Below are 18,182 nucleotides of genomic sequence, written 5' to 3'. Positions count from 1 at the left end.
GCATGCCTGAGGTTCTTCTCGTGCCTGATATGAAGCTTTTTGCTGGTAACGCCACCCCGGAACTAGCACAACGTATTGCCAACCGCCTGTACACTTCACTCGGCGACGCCGCTGTAGGTCGCTTTAGCGACGGCGAAGTCAGCGTACAAATTAACGAAAATGTACGCGGTGGTGATATTTTCATCATCCAGTCCACTTGTGCCCCTACTAACGACAACCTGATGGAATTAGTCGTTATGGTTGATGCCCTGCGTCGTGCTTCCGCAGGTCGTATCACCGCTGTTATCCCCTACTTTGGCTATGCGCGCCAGGACCGTCGCGTCCGTTCCGCTCGTGTACCAATCACTGCGAAAGTGGTTGCAGACTTCCTCTCCAGCGTCGGTGTTGACCGTGTGCTGACAGTGGATCTGCACGCTGAACAGATTCAGGGTTTCTTCGACGTTCCGGTTGATAACGTATTTGGTAGCCCGATCCTGCTGGAAGACATGCTGCAGCTGAATCTGGATAACCCAATTGTGGTTTCTCCGGACATCGGCGGCGTTGTGCGTGCCCGCGCTATCGCTAAGCTGCTGAACGATACCGATATGGCAATCATCGACAAACGTCGTCCGCGTGCGAACGTTTCCCAGGTGATGCATATCATCGGTGACGTTGCAGGTCGTGACTGCGTACTGGTCGATGATATGATCGACACTGGCGGTACGCTGTGTAAAGCTGCTGAAGCTCTGAAAGAACGTGGTGCTAAACGTGTATTTGCGTACGCGACTCACCCGATCTTCTCTGGCAACGCGGCGAACAACCTGCGTAACTCTGTAATTGATGAAGTCGTTGTCTGCGATACCATTCCGCTGAGCGATGAAATCAAATCACTGCCGAACGTGCGTACTCTGACCCTGTCAGGTATGCTGGCCGAAGCGATTCGTCGTATCAGCAACGAAGAATCGATCTCTGCCATGTTCGAACACTAATCGAACCCGGCTCAAAGACCCGCTGCGGCGGGTTTTTTTGTCTGTAATATCCATTTGTATGACCTATGCCTCCTTCACCTGCCATTTAGTTGACAGATGATGCGCTCACGGATGAAACATTATTGTGAACAAAATATTTTCCTCACATGTGATGCCTTTCCGCGCTCTGATCGACGCTTGCTGGAAAGAAAAATATACTGCCGCACGGTTTACCCGTGACCTGATTGCCGGGATAACCGTCGGGATTATTGCTATCCCGCTGGCAATGGCGTTAGCTATTGGTAGTGGTGTGGCACCCCAGTACGGTTTATATACCGCAGCTGTTGCGGGGATTGTCATTGCTCTGACGGGTGGGTCACGCTTTAGCGTTTCCGGTCCGACTGCGGCATTTGTGGTAATTCTCTATCCCGTTTCGCAACAGTTTGGACTGGCAGGACTGCTGGTCGCGACACTCATGTCAGGTGTCTTTTTGATCCTGATGGGGCTGGCACGTTTTGGACGCTTGATTGAATATATTCCGGTTTCCGTGACCTTAGGTTTCACCTCGGGTATCGGGATCACCATCGGTACCATGCAGATTAAAGATTTTCTCGGTCTGCAAATGGCCCATGTCCCGGAGCATTATCTACAAAAAGTCGGCGCATTATTTATGGCGTTGCCGACCATTAATGTGGGTGATGCTGCCATTGGCATTGTGACGCTTGGCATTCTGGTTTTCTGGCCACGTCTGGGCATTCGTTTACCCGGTCACCTTCCGGCCTTGCTGGCTGGTTGCGCGGTGATGGGGATTGTTAACCTGCTCGGCGGACATGTTGCTACCATCGGTTCGCAATTCCACTACGTCCTGGCCGATGGTACTCAGGGTAACGGTATTCCGCAACTGCTGCCACAGCTGGTACTGCCGTGGGACCTGCCTAATTCAGAATTCACGCTAACCTGGGATTCTATTCGCACACTGCTGCCTGCGGCATTCTCAATGGCAATGCTCGGCGCAATCGAATCTCTGCTCTGTGCCGTGGTACTGGATGGTATGACCGGAACGAAACACAAAGCGAACAGTGAACTGGTTGGACAGGGGCTGGGGAATATTATCGCTCCGTTCTTTGGTGGTATTACCGCTACAGCTGCCATCGCGCGTTCTGCCGCTAACGTCCGTGCCGGGGCTACTTCCCCTATCTCGGCGGTGATCCACTCTATTCTGGTTATTCTTGCCCTGCTGGTACTGGCACCGCTGCTCTCCTGGCTGCCGCTTTCCGCCATGGCGGCCCTGCTGTTGATGGTAGCGTGGAACATGAGTGAAGCGCACAAAGTGGTCGACTTGCTGCGTCATGCGCCGAAAGATGACATCATCGTCATGCTACTGTGTATGTCATTGACTGTGCTGTTTGATATGGTTATTGCCATCAGCGTGGGGATCGTGCTGGCATCGCTACTGTTTATGCGTCGTATCGCACGTATGACTCGCCTGGCACCGGTAGTCGTAGACGTTCCAGACGATGTTCTGGTTCTGCGCGTTATTGGCCCGCTGTTCTTTGCTGCCGCTGAAGGCTTGTTCACGGACCTGGAGTCACGTCTTGAAGGCAAGCGGATTGTCATTCTGAAGTGGGATGCCGTTCCGGTGCTTGATGCTGGTGGCCTTGATGCGTTCCAGCGTTTTGTGAAGCGTCTGCCCGAAGGATGTGAACTCCGCGTGTGTAACGTGGAATTCCAGCCACTGCGCACTATGGCTCGCGCAGGCATTCAACCGATCCCGGGCCGCCTTGCTTTCTTCCCGAATCGTCGCGCGGCGATGGCGGATTTATAAGTACGAAATTGACCAGTCAGCGCAAACTGACTGGTCAGCAAACTGCATTATTTGTTAGCTATGACGGCGATTATCGCTACGGCGGCAACGTTTGTCATAGTGGCGAACCCACCAGTAACGGTCGCACACCTGTTCATGCCCGCCAACACGGGCACCCGCCAGCCAGAGAATGGCACCGACGAAAATACTTAGCACTGCACCATGTGCGAAATACTGGGGCATATTAAACTGTGGTAACTGGTTGAGGATTGAATACCCCACACCAACTACCATCACCACCAGACCCAACCCCATGAGCACGTTACCGAGTAACGAAGCGTTTTTGCGTTTCATATGTCACCTCCGGAACCTTCTGGGTTGTAACAGGGAATACCCCTCTTCCTTATGTGTAAAGTATAGACAACACCCTGTGGGTTATGTGCGGGTGTGATCACAATTACAACCCTTATTTCAACAAAACTTTACAAATAAACGCCTGAACACCTTGACTTTCTAATAGTCCACTTAGGCAATTATTGCGTTATCTGCATTTGATACGCAGTTTTTTGTCAAGCGGGGCCGCAACCAGTAAACTACGCGCCAGTTATGTACACACTCAGGACAAAAAAACGTGACGATTAAATTGATTGTCGGCCTGGCGAACCCCGGCGCTGAATACGCCGCAACGCGACATAATGCTGGTGCCTGGTTCGTTGACTTACTGGCAGAGCGTTTGCGCGCTCCGCTGCGCGAAGAGGCTAAATTCTTTGGTTATACTTCGCGAGTCACCCTTGGAGGCGAAGATGTCCGCCTGTTAGTCCCGACTACATTTATGAATCTCAGCGGCAAAGCCGTTGCGGCGATGGCCAGTTTTTTCCGCATTAATCCGGACGAGATTCTGGTGGCCCACGACGAACTGGATCTGCCTCCTGGCGTCGCCAAATTTAAGTTGGGCGGTGGCCATGGTGGTCACAATGGACTGAAAGACATCATCAGTAAATTGGGTAATAACCCTAACTTTCACCGTTTACGCATCGGAATTGGTCATCCGGGCGATAAAAATAAAGTTGTCGGTTTTGTGTTAGGCAAACCGCCTGTTAGTGAACAGAAGTTAATTGATGAAGCCATCGACGAAGCGGCACGTTGTACTGAAATGTGGTTTACAGAGGGCTTGACCAAAGCAACGAACCGATTGCACGCCTTTAAAGCGCAATAAGTCGTTGTCTGCGGCATTTTTGCCGAGTGCCGTGTATAATAGGCAAAGTTATTTCCATTTCTGCAATCTGTTAGCAATAACAGGTTGATTATTAAGATATTAAGGTGATTTAAATCATGGGATTCAAATGCGGTATCGTCGGTTTGCCCAACGTCGGGAAATCTACCCTGTTCAACGCGCTGACCAAAGCCGGTATTGAAGCGGCCAACTTTCCATTCTGCACCATCGAGCCGAACACAGGCGTCGTACCAATGCCTGACCCTCGCCTGGATCAACTGGCTGAAATCGTAAAACCGCAGCGTACGCTTCCCACGACCATGGAATTTGTCGATATCGCCGGTCTGGTAAAAGGCGCATCGAAAGGCGAAGGTCTGGGTAACCAGTTCCTGACCAACATCCGTGAAACCGAAGCGATCGGTCACGTTGTTCGCTGCTTTGAAAACGACAACATCATTCACGTTTCCGGCAAAGTTAACCCGGCGGATGATATTGAAGTTATCAACACCGAACTGGCGCTGGCAGACCTCGACACATGCGAACGTGCGATTCATCGCGTACAGAAGAAAGCCAAAGGTGGCGATAAAGACGCGAAAGCCGAGCTGGCGGTACTGGAAAAATGCCTGCCGCAGCTGGAAAACGCAGGTATGCTGCGCGCGCTGGATTTAAGCGCTGAAGAGAAAGCGGCTATTCGTTACCTGAGCTTCCTGACGCTGAAACCAACAATGTACATCGCCAACGTCAACGAAGACGGTTTTGAAAACAACCCGTATCTTGACCAGGTGCGTGAAATCGCGGCGAAAGAAGGTTCTGTTGTGGTTCCGGTTTGTGCTGCTGTTGAAGCAGACATTGCCGAACTGGACGACGAAGAACGTGACGAGTTTATGCAGGAGCTTGGGCTGGAAGAGCCGGGCCTGAACCGCGTGATCCGTGCCGGTTATAAGCTGCTGAACCTGCAAACTTACTTCACCGCTGGGGTGAAAGAAGTGCGTGCATGGACCATTCCGGTTGGTGCAACCGCGCCGCAGGCCGCTGGCAAAATCCATACTGATTTTGAAAAAGGCTTTATCCGCGCACAAACTATTTCGTTCGAAGATTTCATCACTTACAAAGGTGAACAAGGCGCGAAAGAAGCAGGCAAAATGCGTGCAGAAGGTAAAGATTACATCGTTAAAGATGGCGATGTAATGAACTTCCTGTTCAATGTCTAATTAATTTGTTGTCTCATGAGGTTTCGCTAAATCTCATGAAGAGCGCAAAAGTATATAAAATCCACGCAATTGCGTGGATTTTTCATTTCACCGAGTCCTAACCATTCTTATAACATCCTACACTTTTGTGCTTATTGCCTATAGTGAACCACGAGAATAATTAAAGACATAAGTGTTCAGATGAGGGATATCTCATTAGCAATGAGATCACGTAAGTTTGTGTTCCACTGCACATCAGACACCTTTTACAGCTGATCAATATTGATCACGCTCCAATATGCTGGCGAGAAAAGGACTTGCCTGAAGGGCAATATCCAGCAGATAAAGCCCCCGAATAACGTGATTACGTGCGATCCTGGTAAGATGAAAATGATAACCAGTATCACGATAATAACGATATGCCAGAAAATCCATTGATCAAAAATGAATATCGATGTTTTTTGCTTTTTCTTATTAGTAATGCAAAAATGGCTCATATTGTTTTTGTTATGCAGTTACATCAAGCGAAAATCCCATAACTAATTAGGATTATTACCAAAAATATTCACCAAATTATTTAACCGCTGTTTGTTGTAATGTTTTTGTCATATTCATAGTAACGAATTGGAATAAGTAACGACAACTTAGGGAATAACTCGATCTAAACTCACCTTTGTAAGGGGGATGTTAAATATATATTAATTCCTGTGTTCCTGATTTTGCCCGGTAATAGAGAATTATTCTCAGAGCAGCTCATCATGATTGCACCATACAAATATCATGATGATAAGAGGATATTATTCATTGACTTAAACAAAATGACAAAATCCATAGACCCATAGCTTGGGTACTATATAGGAGTGGTATGGGCATCAAACAACACAATGGGAATACCAAAGCCGATCGTCTCGCTGAATTAAAAATCCGTTCGCCCTCCATTCAACTGATAAAATATGGCGCTATTGGTTTGAATGCAATTATCTTTTCCCCCCTGCTGATAGCTGCTGATTTAGGAAGTCAAAATGGCACCAATATTACTATTAATGATGGTGACAGAATTACAGGAGATACCGCCGATCCATCAGGAAACCTCTATGGTGTAATGACCCCAGCAGGAAACACGCCTGGCAATATCAACCTGGGTGATGATGTCACCGTCAATGTCAACGACGCCTCTGGATATGCAAAGGGAATCATTATTCAGGGCAAGAACAGCTCTCTGACAGCTAACCGACTTACAGTAGATGTTGTTGGTCAAACCTCTGCCATCGGCATTAATTTAATTGGTGACTATACACATGCTGACTTAGGCACAGGCAGCACCATTAAGAGTAACGATGACGGCATCATTATTGGGCATAGCTCAACACTAACAGCCTCTCAAATCACCATTGAAAACTCGAACGGTATAGGCCTAACCATCAATGACTATGGCACCAGTGTCGATCTTGGAAGCGGTAGTAAAATCAAGACCGATGGAAGTACAGGTGTTTATATCGGTGGTCTCAACGGCAATAACGCCAACGGTGCTGCGCGTTTTACGGCGACAGACCTGACAATCGATGTTCAGGGCTACAGCGCCATGGGAATAAACGTACAGAAAAACTCTGTTGTCGATCTCGGAACAAACAGTACCATTAAAACCAATGGCGATAATGCACACGGCCTCTGGAGCTTTGGCCAGGTGAGCGCGAATGCACTCACTGTTGATGTAACTGGAGCCGCTGCCAATGGCGTCGAAGTTCGTGGTGGTACAACCACTATCGGTGCTGATAGCCATATTTCTTCCGCGCAGGGCGGTGGCCTCGTAACCAGTGGTTCAGACGCGACAATCAATTTTTCTGGCACGGCAGCGCAACGAAACAGCATCTTTTCCAGCGGTTCTTATGGTGCCTCAGCCCAGACGGCAACGGCTGTTATCAACATGCAAAATACCGATATTACGGTTGATCGTAATGGCAGTCTGGCGCTGGGTTTGTGGGCGCTCAGCGGCGGTAGAATAACCGGAGACAGTTTGGCTATCACCGGCGCGGCAGGAGCCAGGGGGATTTATGCCATGACCAACAGCCAGATCGATCTCACGAGCGATCTGGTCATTGATATGAGTACACCCGACCAGATGGCCATCGCAACGCAACATGACGATGGTTATGCCGCCAGCCGCATCAACGCCTCGGGTCGTATGCTTATCAACGGTAGCGTTCTTTCTAAAGGTGGGCTAATCAATCTGGATATGCACCCTGGGTCGGTTTGGACAGGTTCTTCCCTCAGCGATAATGTCAATGGCGGGAAACTGGACGTTGCAATGAATAACAGCGTCTGGAACGTAACAAGTAATTCTAATCTCGACACGCTGGCGCTGAGCCATTCAACTGTCGATTTTGCCAGCCACGCGTCAACTGCCGGCACATTTACCACATTAAACGTAGAGAACCTTAGCGGTAACAGTACCTTTATTATGCGTGCTGATGTTGTTGGCGAGGGTAATGGCGTTAATAATAAAGGAGATTTATTGAATATCTGCGGGAGTAGTGCTGGTAATCACGTATTGGCTATCCGTAACCAGGGCAGCGAGGCCACAACGGGAAATGAAGTTCTGACAGTGGTAAAAACCACTGACGGCGCGGCCTCGTTCAGCGCGTCTTCTCAGGTTGAGTTGGGGGGATATCTGTATGATGTGCGTAAAAATGGCACTAACTGGGAGCTTTATGCTTCCGGGACAATTCCGGAGCCGACTCCTAATCCAGAGCCCACACCAGCTCCCGCTCAGCCCCCCATAGTCAACCCCGATCCTACGCCTGCCCCCGCTCCCACGCCTAAACCCACCACGACCGCAGATGCTGGCGGCAATTATCTCAATGTCGGTTACTTATTGAACTATGTTGAAAACCGTACGCTGATGCAACGGATGGGTGACCTGCGAAATCAGGGTAAAGACGGTAATATCTGGTTGCGCAGTTATGGGGGAAGCCTGGACTCCTTTGCCAGTGGCAAACTGAGCGGCTTTGACATGGGTTACAGCGGTATCCAGTTTGGTGGGGATAAACGTCTCTCTGATGAAATGCCGTTGTATGTCGGTCTGTATATTGGCTCAACACATGCATCGCCGGACTATAGCGGAGGCGACGGTACCGCACGTTCAGACTACATGGGAATGTACGCCAGTTACATGGCACACAACGGTTTTTACAGCGATCTCGTTGTAAAAGCATCGCACCAGAAAAATAGTTTCCACGTACTGGACAGTCAGAACAACGGCGTTAACGCCAACGGCACTGCGAATGGATTGAGCATCTCCCTGGAAGCCGGGCAGAGGTTCAACCTGACCCCTACTGGTTATGGGTTCTATATAGAGCCGCAAACCCAGCTCACATACAGCCACCAGAATGGGATGGCTATGAAGGCGAGTAATGGTCTCAATATACATCTGAATCACTACGAATCGCTGCTGGGGCGTGCCAGCATGATACTGGGATATGACATCACCGCAGGCAACAGCCAGCTGAATGTCTATGTGAAGACTGGCGCTATCCGCGAGTTTTCAGGGGATACCGAATATCTGTTGAACAACTCCCGGGAGAAGTACAGTTTCAAAGGTAATGGCTGGAATAACGGCGTGGGAGTCAGTGCACAGTATAACAAACAGCACACATTCTATCTCGAAGCGGATTACACGCAGGGTAATCTCTTTGATCAGAAGCAAGTCAACGGAGGATATCGCTTCAGCTTTTAAGTGCGGGATAGACAAGCCCTTAAACGATGCTGAAAATTTTTAGCGTGCGCCGGAATGAAATACAGATCACTCAGATGTATCAGAAATCGTCTCTGTCTTTCATACCCGGCGCTTAAACTGCCCTGCATCAATGCCATGTTGCTTCATTTTCCGCCACAGCGTAGTGCGGCCGATACCAAGTAAAGCCGACATTTCCTGAATGCGACCGCCTGTGACCTGGGCTGCGTTAATAATTGCCTCTTTTTCAACTTCCGCAAATGACAGACTGGTGGAAAGGCGAGTGGCGCTGACATCATCTGTCGCCTGCTCGGTAAACAGATGTTCAGGCAAATCACTGACGCGAATGCGCCCGTTATCACTACTCAGAGCAAGATTCTCGATGACGCTGTAAAGTTCAAAATCGTTGCCTGGCCATGCACAAGAAACCAGGCGAGCGAGGGCATCGTCATCAATTTTCAGACGCGTAGAGAAGCGTTTTTCAAGACTGCGTAATTTGTTATTCACCAGCGCCGGAATGCTGCCACGCCGCATACGCAGAGGCGGGATGGTAATTTCAAATGCATGCAGCGCGTAATACAGCTGGCGACTAAAGCGATTTTGTTCCACCAGCATTGCCAGGTCCGCGGTCGTTGTGGCAATCACTTTGACATCAATTGGTATTAAACGCCGCGCATCCAGTCGCGTGATAACACCCTGCTTGATAACCTGAAGCAAAGCAGACTGTAACTCCACCGCCAGATATTCAATCTTTTCAAGAAACAGCGTGCCGCCGTGCGCCAGTTCCAGTCGACTCAGACGACCATTTTCATTGTCCGTGCGATCGCCGCCAATAAATTCTTCCGCCAGCGCCGCATCACCATATAACTCACAATTGACGGCGATGTAAGGCCCCGCTGCACGCTCACTTTCATTATGAATTGCCTGACTTAGCAGTGCCTTGCCTACGCCCTCTTCGCCACAAAGCAAAACAGGAAAGCTACTACGCGCCGCCTGGCGGCCAAAATGAATCAAGCGGCGAGTTTGCGGATCGTCCTGTGGCATATGAGCGAAGGTATGGCTGACTTTTCCCAATTGACTGGTCATCAACTGCCGCATCTGTTCCACGGGATGGAGCAACAAAATAAAGCTGGTTCCCTGCGTTTCTATTATCGGTTTAAGGGTTATCACCGCATCAATAAACTGGTGCTGACTTTCAAAGGTTGCTTCTACGTGTTTGAGCGGATGTGCCTGTTTTATTGCTTGTTGCAATACAGCGGGTAACGTTAAGAGTTCAGTGATCGCCCTTCCCTGACTTGCCGTCGCGTCAAGGCGCAAGACCCGCGCCGCCTGGGCATTGATAAATTGCAAATTACCCTGCTCGTCCCAGCTAATCACGCCATCGTCCATACTTTCCAGCAAGGCGTTAAGTTGATTTAAATGTCGGTTTGTTTCAGCCAGTAAATTGTCGGTCAGCAGTAAATTTCCGACCTCGCGTGCGATTGCCAACGTCAACGGCAAATCAGCTGCGGTAGTTTGCTCAACCGGACACGCCAGCGCTATTGTTCCCGTCAATCGGCCCTTGCTGTCAAACAACGGTGTTGCACAAAAGGCCCAGTTCCAGAGTGCCTGTTTGAAATGTTGATCGGCCATCGTTTTCACGGCCTGACCAGAGATAGCCGCTAACGATAGCGCACAGGTACCAATAATTCCCTCTGCGCAATACGTGCCGTCATTGAATCCCAGGACACTAAGCTGGTGCAGCGTTTGTGGATCACCAAAACGACTAAGGATGCAGGCGGTTTCATCAAGGATGAACAGTCCGCACGCCCGCGATTCCATATATTCCCAGGCATCTTCCAGCGCAGCCTGCCCGAGCGTCAGCATCGCTTTCTTACGCCGATAGATAGAAGCAAATGTCACGCCCTGGGCCTGGTGCGGTACGCTCCATGTCTCCCGTTTCATCAGTTTATTGCATCGCTCCCAGGAGGCTGCAATTAAGGGAGATATGCCCCGTTCATCGTTGTTAAAAGCGCCACTCATATCCCGCATCCTTTGTGACAAAAGGTGTTCCGGCTCGCAATTTTTAGTATTAAAACGCGTAAAAGTTTCAATATGGAACATTCATTAAAACATATGTTTCACCATGAAACATAATTTGGGCTAATTTTCTTTTCCCTTACCTGATGCACAATGGATTTATCGGCAGTCAGTGGTCGCCGTGTCGTTGAACATCATCCATGCCCTACCGTAATTGCTGGAGCAAGATAATGAAAAAATTGATCAATGATGTGCAAGACGTTCTGGACGAACAACTGGCGGGTCTGGCGAAAGCGCATTCATCGCTGACACTGCATCAGGATCCGGTGTATGTCACCCGAGCTGATGCCCCCGTTGCAGGAAAAGTCGCCCTGCTGTCGGGCGGCGGCAGCGGACACGAACCGATGCACTGCGGTTATATCGGTCAAGGGATGCTTTCGGGAGCCTGTCCGGGCGAAATATTCACCTCACCGACGCCCGATAAAATTTTTGAATGCGCCATGCAAATTGATGGCGGCGAAGGTGTACTGCTGATTATCAAAAATTACACCGGCGATATTCTTAACTTTGAAACAGCGACCGAGTTACTGCACGATAGCGGCGTAAAAGTGACCACTGTGGTGATTGATGACGACGTTGCAGTAAAAGACAGTCTTTATACCGCCGGGCGGCGCGGCGTTGCCAACACCGTATTAATTGAAAAACTCGTAGGCGCTGCGGCGGAGCGTGGCGACTCACTGGACGCCTGTGCGAAACTGGGGCGTAAGTTGAATAATCAAGGCCACTCAATAGGTATCGCTCTCGGTGCCTGTACCGTTCCTGCCGCGGGCAAACCTTCTTTTACCCTTGCGGACAATGAGATGGAGTTTGGCGTCGGCATTCATGGTGAGCCAGGTATTGACCGCCGTCCCTTCTCTTCCCTTGATCAAACCGTCGATGAAATGTTTGACACCCTGCTGGAAAATGGCTCATACCATCGCACTTTGCGTTTCTGGGATTATCAACAAGGCAGCTGGCAGGAAGAATCACAAACCAAACAACCGCTCCAGTCTGGCGATCGGGTGATTGCGCTGGTTAACAATCTTGGCGCAACTCCGCTTTCTGAACTGTATGGCGTCTATAACCGCCTGACCACACGTTGCCAGCAAGCGGGATTGACTATCGAGCGTAATTTAATTGGCGCGTACTGCACCTCACTGGATATGACCGGTTTCTCAATCACCTTACTGAAAGTTGATGACGAAACGCTGGCACTCTGGGACGCCCCGGTCCACACCCCGGCCCTTAACTGGGGTAAATAAGGAGATAGCAATGTCACTGAGCAGAACTCAAATTGTTAACTGGCTCACTCGTTGCGGCGATATTTTCAGCACCGAGAGCGAGTATCTTACCGGACTGGATCGCGAAATTGGCGACGCTGACCACGGGCTAAATATGAACCGTGGCTTTAGCAAGGTGGTAGAAAAACTCCCTGCTATCGCAGATAAAGATATCGGTTTCATTCTCAAGAATACCGGCATGACGCTGCTTTCCAGCGTCGGTGGTGCCAGTGGTCCGCTGTTCGGTACTTTCTTTATCCGCGCCGCACAGGCGACACAGGCACGGCAAAGCCTGACGCTGGAAGAACTGTATCAGATGTTCCGCGATGGTGTAGACGGTGTAATCAATCGCGGGAAAGCCGAACCTGGCGATAAAACTATGTGTGATGTCTGGGTACCGGTGGTGGAATCGTTACGTCAGTCCAGCGAGCAAAATCTCTCTGTTCCGGTGGCGCTCGAAGCCGCCAGTAGCGTCGCTGAATCCGCTGCACAAAGTACGATTACGATGCAAGCCCGCAAAGGCCGCGCCAGTTATCTCGGTGAACGCAGTATTGGTCACCAGGATCCCGGCGCGACCTCCGTGATGTTTATGATGCAAATGCTGGCGTTAGCCGCAAAAGAGTAAGGAAATGGTGATGGTAAACCTGGTCATAGTTTCACATAGCGCCCGACTGGGAGAAGGTGTCGGTGAATTAGCCCGTCAGATGTTAATGAGTGATAGCTGTAAAATCGCCATTGCCGCGGGAATTGACGATCCCCAAAATCCCATTGGTACCGATGCCGTCAAAGTGATGGAGGCCATCGAGTCCGTTGCCGATGCCGACCATGTGCTGGTGATGATGGATATGGGTAGCGCATTATTGAGTGCTGAAACTGCACTGGAGTTGCTGGCCCCCGAGATCGCCGCAAAAGTACGTTTGTGTGCGGCACCGTTAGTCGAAGGTACACTGGCAGCAACAGTCAGCGCGGCCTCGGGAGCAGATATCGACAAAGTTATCTATGACGCCATGCATGCGCTGGAAGCCAAACGTGAACAACTGGGTTTACCGTCCTCCGACACCGAAATCGCTGACACATGTCCTCCGTACGATGAAGAAGCCCATTCTCTGGCCGTGGTCATTAAAAACCGTAACGGCCTTCATGTACGTCCGGCCTCCCGGCTGGTTTATACCTTATCGACATTTAATGCCGATATGTTGCTGGAGAAAAACGGTAAATGCGTCACGCCGGAGAGTATTAACCAGATCGCGCTACTACAAGTCCGCTATAACGATACGCTGCGCCTGATTGCGAAAGGGCCAGAAGCTGAAGAGGCGCTGGTTGCTTTCCGTCAGCTGGCTGAAGATAACTTTGGTGAAACGGAAGAAGTTGCTCCGCCCACTCAGCGGCCCATTCCGCCTGTTTCGGGTAAAGCCTTTTATTATCAACCAGTTTTATGTACGGTACAGGCAAAATCAACTCTGACCGTGGAAGAAGAACAAGAACGATTACGTCAGGCAATTGACTTCACGTTATTAGATCTGATGACGTTAACAGCGAAAGCAGAAGCGAGCGGGCTTGACGATATTGCCGCAATCTTTTCTGGTCACCATACACTGTTAGATGATCCAGAACTGCTGGCGGCGGCAAACGAATTTCTTCAGCATGAGCATTGCACAGCAGAATATGCCTGGCAGCACGTTCTTAAAGAACTAAGCCAGCAATACCAACAACTGGATGATGAATATTTACAGGCTCGCTATATCGATGTGGACGATCTTCTACATCGCACCCTAATCCACCTGACGCAAACGAAAGAAGAACTCCCGCAATTTAACTCGCCAACCATTTTACTGGCGGAGAACATTTATCCGTCCACGGTTCTGCAACTGGATCCGGCGGTTGTAAAAGGGATCTGCCTTAGCGCCGGAAGTCCGGTATCCCACAGCGCCCTAATCGCCCACGAACTGGGGATTGGCTGGATTTGCCAGCAGGGTGAGAAACTGTATGCGATACAACCTGAAGAAACGTTAACGCTGGACGTTAAAACGCAACGTTTCAGCCATCAGGGATAAACCACCGTTCGGATGGCATCGTTCTGATGCCATCCGGCAATTTACTCTGCTCTGATATTTTTTAACTACCTGTTATATTTTTTACCAAATCATGATGATTTTTTCTGCGCTAATCGCAAACCAAACGTCGCTGGCTGGCTAATAAACAGACTTTATTTAATTACTCTATTTCGCCCTTATTTATCCCTTTAATCTCCTTTTCCAAAATGCCTGACAGTTCGCAGAATGAGATTTCGATCATGCAGTTAGTGCGATCCTGAACTAAGGTTTTCTGATACTTGAATACCGTTTTGTTCGGTTTCGCCCAAGGAGAATGATTGATGAAAGCCACCGCCCCTCCTCGCCCGCAAAAAATAGCGTTAATTCCCGCCTGCGTTTTGTTGTGTTTCGCTGCGCTAGCGGCGCAGGCAGAAGAAACGCCAGTAATGCCACAGCCGCCTGATATTTTGTTAGGGCCGCTGTTTAACGATGTGCAAAACGCCAAACTTTTTCCGGACCAAAAGACCTTTGCTGATGCCGTGCCGAACAGCGATCCGCTAATGATCCTTGCAGATTATCGAATGCAGCAAAACCAGAGCGGCTTTGATCTGCGCCATTTCGTTAACGTCAATTTCACTCTGCCGAAAGAGGGAGAGAAATATGTTCCGCCAGAAGGGCAGTCGCTGCGCGAACATATTGACGGACTTTGGCCTGTATTAACGCGTTCTACCGAAAACACCGAAAAATGGGATTCTCTATTACCGCTGCCGGAACCTTATGTCGTGCCGGGCGGACGTTTTCGCGAGGTATATTACTGGGACAGTTACTTCACCATGTTAGGGCTTGCCGAAAGCGGCCACTGGGATAAAGTTGCGGATATGGTGGCCAATTTTGCTCATGAAATAGACACTTACGGTCATATTCCCAACGGCAACCGCAGTTACTATTTAAGCCGCTCGCAACCGCCCTTCTTTGCCCTGATGGTAGAGTTACTGGCGCAGCATGAAGGCGACGCCGCGTTGAAACAATACCTGCCGCAAATGCAAAAAGAATATGCTTACTGGATGGACGGTGTTGAAAACCTGCAAGCCGGACAACAGGAAAAACGCGTTGTAAAACTTCAGGATGGTACCCTTCTCAACCGCTACTGGGACGATCGCGATACGCCACGACCAGAGTCATGGGTGGAAGATATTGCCACTGCCAAAAGCAATCCGAATCGACCTGCCACTGAAATTTACCGCGACCTGCGCTCTGCCGCTGCGTCTGGCTGGGATTTCAGCTCGCGCTGGATGGACAATCCGCAGCAGCTAAATACCTTACGCACCACCAGCATCGTACCGGTCGATCTGAACAGCCTGATGTTTAAAATGGAAAAAATCCTCGCCCGCGCCAGCAAAGCTGCCGGAGATAACGCGATGGCAAACCAGTACGAAACGCTGGCGAATGCCCGTCAAAAAGGGATCGAAAAATACCTGTGGAACGATCAACAAGGCTGGTATGCCGATTACGACCTGAAAAGTCATAAAGTGCGCAATCAGTTAACCGCGGCCGCCCTGTTCCCGCTGTACGTCAATGCGGCAGCGAAAGATCGCGCCAGCAAAATGGCGACGGCGACGAAAACACATCTGCTGCAACCAGGCGGCCTGAACACCACGTCGGTGAAAAGTGGGCAACAATGGGATGCGCCAAACGGCTGGGCACCGTTGCAGTGGGTCGCGACAGAAGGATTACAAAACTACGGGCAAAAAGAGGTGGCGATGGACATTAGCTGGCACTTCCTGACTAATGTTCAGCACACCTATGATCGGGAGAAAAAGCTGGTGGAAAAATATGATGTCAGCACTACCGGAACGGGTGGCGGCGGTGGCGAATATCCATTACAGGATGGCTTTGGCTGGACCAATGGTGTGACGCTAAAAATGCTGGATTTGATCTGCCCGAAAGAGCAACCGTGTGACAATGTTCCGGCGACGCGTCCGACCGTTAAGTCAACAACGGCGCAACCCTCAACCAAAGAGGCACAACCCACACCTTAACCAGCGCTTACTCCGACAACGTCATTCGACTTCTCCGGATGGCGTTGTCGGCAGATAACACCATATCTATGGATTTTGCTACACAGACGGTTTTTCAAGTCCTGGCGGGAAGTATTGCGCAAATGTTTGCCATACGTGGTTGCCGAAGATAGCGTCATTTCTACGGGTAAGCATTTCACTATCATCACCCGGCGATTTACGCCGACGTTGGCTATATAAAGCATCAATTGCTACCTGAATATTGTTACGGTGTTCGCTCATCAACGTTTTTTTGCTTTCTGGAGTTAAATTAATGATCACATAATCCAGGCACTCCAGAGAATTTAGCAACCAAAAAAAGAATTCAGACCATTCCTCCTCGCTTAACTGAAGCATTGCCAAACGGGTATTTGGGCTTAATCTGCCTGAAGGATTGATCAATTCTAAATGTTCAATAAGTGCAGCCAGAGCCGCCTCACTATCCGCCCCCCTTTTTAACGCCTGACTGGCTACTGTCTAAAATATTTATTTTCTGAATCACACCAAAAACAACGAAACAATAATAAAAAAAATATTCTGTTGTTGTTACCGGGAACCGACTTTATCGGACATCTAAGTGCTATATTGATTTTTTTCACCCGTAAAGCAGGTGTCGAATATACGTTCTGATGTGAAAGCGAATAGCAACATCTGTATCGCTATCCGCCTTATGAAAATCTTATTCTCTTCGCAGGAGGCGGAAAACACCCAGCACCAGGATAGCGCCCACTACCGCCACCAGGAAGCTGTGCAAATTAAAACCGCTGATGGAGCCGCCAATGCCAAACATGGTCGCCAGCCAGCCGCCGACCACCGCACCGACTATCCCAAGAATACAGGTCAGGAAAAATCCACCACCATCACGCCCCGGCATGATTAGCTTGGCGATAATACCGGCTATCAGGCCAAAAATAATCCAGGCAATAATTCCCATGTTCAGGCCCTCGTTTCGATGAATCGGACGCAAGAAATGCTTACGTCAACGCTCTAAGTATAGGCAAGGGCGGGATCGATGCTGGGCGTTTGTCGGCTGATTTAAGAACAACATGTAAAAAATATTCACGCATTTGTATTAAGTTTTGTTAACTGTGACCGATAAACCAAAGACAGTTTGTCAGTCAGGAGTTTTTCCGCGTGAGTCATTACCATGAGCAGTTCCTGAAACAAAATCCGTTAGCCGTCCTGGGCGTGTTACGCGATTTGCACAAAGCCGCAATTCCTTTGCGTATCAGTTGGAATGGCGGGCAGCTGATCAGCAAAATACTGGCAATAACCCCGGATAAACTGGTGCTGGATTTCGGCAGTCAAGCCGAAGATAACAACGCTGTGTTAAAGGCGCAGCACATTACCATTACCGCCGAAACCCAGGGCGCGAAAGTCGAATTTACTGTTGAACAACTACAGCAGAGTGAATACTTGCAGCTTCCGGCATTTATTACCGTACCGCCTCCCACCTTGTGGTTTGTACAACGACGCCGATATTTCCGCATCTCCGCCCCACTCCATCCGCCTTATTTTTGCCAGACCAAACTGGCGGATAACAGTACGTTACGTTTCCGCCTGTATGATTTGTCGTTAGGCGGCATGGGCGCATTACTGGAAACGGCAAAGCCTGCCGGATTGCACGAAGGCATGCGCTTCGCTCAGATTGAAGTCAACATGGGGCAATGGGGTGTTTTTCACTTTGACGCCCAGTTAATCTCAATCAGCGAGCGCAAAGTGATTGATGGCAAGAATGAAACCATCACCACTCCCCGTCTGAGCTTCCGTTTTCTTAACGTCAGCCCGACGGTGGAGCGGCAATTACAGCGGATTATTTTCTCTCTCGAGCGGGAAGCCCGGGAGAAAGCGGCCAAAGTGCGCGACTGAT

General features: G+C 49.7%; 13 protein-coding genes and 1 pseudogene. 10 read left to right on the top strand and 4 right to left on the bottom strand.

Translation table 11 applies throughout. The features are described from left to right. The first annotated feature begins 20 nt into the window (after positions 1-20). Both prs and dauA read left to right on the top strand, forming a co-directional pair. On the top strand, positions 21-968 hold the full coding sequence (gene prs, locus HEN33_RS14045; protein WP_001298109.1) for a ribose-phosphate diphosphokinase: 948 nt from the start codon (positions 21-23) through the stop codon (positions 966-968). A 124-nt stretch (positions 969-1,092) separates the two neighbouring features. Further along, a complete protein-coding gene (gene dauA, locus HEN33_RS14040; protein WP_072039634.1) occupies positions 1,093-2,772 on the top strand; it encodes a C4-dicarboxylic acid transporter DauA in 1,680 nt (559 codons plus the stop codon). Positions 2,773-2,826: 54 nt separating this feature from the next. On the opposite strand, the gene ychH is transcribed toward dauA, so the two are convergent. Beyond that, the gene (gene ychH, locus HEN33_RS14035) at positions 2,827-3,105 is read right to left on the bottom strand and encodes a stress-induced protein YchH (RefSeq protein ID WP_000823885.1); all 279 of its coding nucleotides are present in this window, start codon (positions 3,103-3,105) and stop codon (positions 2,827-2,829) included. Between the two features lie 277 nt (positions 3,106-3,382). Between ychH and pth the strand changes: the two genes are divergently transcribed. The 3 genes from pth (at position 3,383) to HEN33_RS14020 (ending at position 8,887) form a co-directional block, all read left to right on the top strand. Further along, positions 3,383-3,967 carry an aminoacyl-tRNA hydrolase gene (gene pth / locus HEN33_RS14030; protein ID WP_000152937.1) on the top strand — a complete coding sequence of 195 codons (585 nt, stop codon included), beginning with the start codon at positions 3,383-3,385 and terminating at the stop codon, positions 3,965-3,967. Between the two features lie 116 nt (positions 3,968-4,083). Further along, a complete protein-coding gene (ychF, locus tag HEN33_RS14025) occupies positions 4,084-5,175 on the top strand; it encodes a redox-regulated ATPase YchF (RefSeq protein ID WP_000505866.1) in 1,092 nt (363 codons plus the stop codon). An 844-nt stretch (positions 5,176-6,019) separates the two neighbouring features. Further along, the gene (locus tag HEN33_RS14020) at positions 6,020-8,887 is read left to right on the top strand and encodes an autotransporter outer membrane beta-barrel domain-containing protein (RefSeq protein WP_176263663.1); all 2,868 of its coding nucleotides are present in this window, start codon (positions 6,020-6,022) and stop codon (positions 8,885-8,887) included. A gap of 99 nt (positions 8,888-8,986) precedes the next feature. On the opposite strand, the gene dhaR is transcribed toward HEN33_RS14020, so the two are convergent. Continuing rightward, positions 8,987-10,906, bottom strand: a complete 1,920-nt coding sequence (gene dhaR / locus HEN33_RS14015) for a dihydroxyacetone kinase operon transcriptional regulator DhaR (protein ID WP_176263664.1) — start codon at positions 10,904-10,906, stop codon at positions 8,987-8,989. Positions 10,907-11,133: 227 nt separating this feature from the next. Between dhaR and dhaK the strand changes: the two genes are divergently transcribed. The 4 genes from dhaK to treA all read left to right on the top strand — a co-directional run bounded on the left by dhaK (position 11,134) and on the right by treA (position 16,294). Continuing rightward, on the top strand, positions 11,134-12,204 hold the full coding sequence (gene dhaK / locus HEN33_RS14010) for a dihydroxyacetone kinase subunit DhaK (RefSeq protein WP_176263665.1): 1,071 nt from the start codon (positions 11,134-11,136) through the stop codon (positions 12,202-12,204). 10 nt (positions 12,205-12,214) lie between these two features. Then, a complete protein-coding gene (gene dhaL / locus HEN33_RS14005) occupies positions 12,215-12,847 on the top strand; it encodes a dihydroxyacetone kinase subunit DhaL (RefSeq protein WP_176263666.1) in 633 nt (210 codons plus the stop codon). Positions 12,848-12,857: 10 nt separating this feature from the next. After that, on the top strand, positions 12,858-14,276 hold the full coding sequence (dhaM, locus tag HEN33_RS14000; RefSeq protein ID WP_001355240.1) for a dihydroxyacetone kinase phosphoryl donor subunit DhaM: 1,419 nt from the start codon (positions 12,858-12,860) through the stop codon (positions 14,274-14,276). A 320-nt stretch (positions 14,277-14,596) separates the two neighbouring features. Continuing rightward, entirely contained in the window at positions 14,597-16,294 is a 1,698-nt protein-coding gene (treA, locus tag HEN33_RS13995) for an alpha,alpha-trehalase (protein WP_176263667.1), read from the top strand. Between the two features lie 78 nt (positions 16,295-16,372). Here treA and ycgY read toward each other — a convergent pair. Then, a pseudogene (gene ycgY, locus HEN33_RS13990) lies at positions 16,373-16,814 on the bottom strand (protein YcgY). Between the two features lie 177 nt (positions 16,815-16,991). Next, entirely contained in the window at positions 16,992-17,246 is a 255-nt protein-coding gene (locus HEN33_RS13985; RefSeq protein ID WP_000511315.1) for a GlsB/YeaQ/YmgE family stress response membrane protein, read from the bottom strand. Positions 17,247-17,446: 200 nt separating this feature from the next. Between HEN33_RS13985 and ycgR the strand changes: the two genes are divergently transcribed. Then, the gene (gene ycgR / locus HEN33_RS13980) at positions 17,447-18,181 is read left to right on the top strand and encodes a flagellar brake protein YcgR (RefSeq protein ID WP_032183986.1); all 735 of its coding nucleotides are present in this window, start codon (positions 17,447-17,449) and stop codon (positions 18,179-18,181) included. Position 18,182 lies beyond the last annotated feature (1 nt).

It is taken from the genome of Escherichia sp. 94.0001, from assembly GCF_013369155.2.
GTDB classification, from domain to species: domain Bacteria; phylum Pseudomonadota; class Gammaproteobacteria; order Enterobacterales; family Enterobacteriaceae; genus Escherichia; species Escherichia coli_F.
The sequence above is the reverse complement of the archived record's forward strand: the minus strand, read 5'-3'. Positions and strand labels throughout refer to the sequence as shown.

Excerpts from the sequence above, each read along its gene's own strand:
- ychH (WP_000823885.1), bottom strand. The coding sequence starts at position 3,105 with ATGAAACGCAAAAACGCTTCGTTACTCGGTAACGTGCTCATGGGGTTG.
- ychF (WP_000505866.1), top strand. The coding sequence starts at position 4,084 with ATGGGATTCAAATGCGGTATCGTCGGTTTGCCCAACGTCGGGAAATCT.
- HEN33_RS14020 (WP_176263663.1), top strand. The coding sequence starts at position 6,020 with ATGGGCATCAAACAACACAATGGGAATACCAAAGCCGATCGTCTCGCT.
- dhaR (WP_176263664.1), bottom strand. The coding sequence starts at position 10,906 with ATGAGTGGCGCTTTTAACAACGATGAACGGGGCATATCTCCCTTAATT.
- dhaK (WP_176263665.1), top strand. The coding sequence starts at position 11,134 with ATGAAAAAATTGATCAATGATGTGCAAGACGTTCTGGACGAACAACTG.
- dhaL (WP_176263666.1), top strand. The coding sequence starts at position 12,215 with ATGTCACTGAGCAGAACTCAAATTGTTAACTGGCTCACTCGTTGCGGC.
- dhaM (WP_001355240.1), top strand. The coding sequence starts at position 12,858 with ATGGTAAACCTGGTCATAGTTTCACATAGCGCCCGACTGGGAGAAGGT.
- treA (WP_176263667.1), top strand. The coding sequence starts at position 14,597 with ATGAAAGCCACCGCCCCTCCTCGCCCGCAAAAAATAGCGTTAATTCCC.
- HEN33_RS13985 (WP_000511315.1), bottom strand. The coding sequence starts at position 17,246 with ATGGGAATTATTGCCTGGATTATTTTTGGCCTGATAGCCGGTATTATC.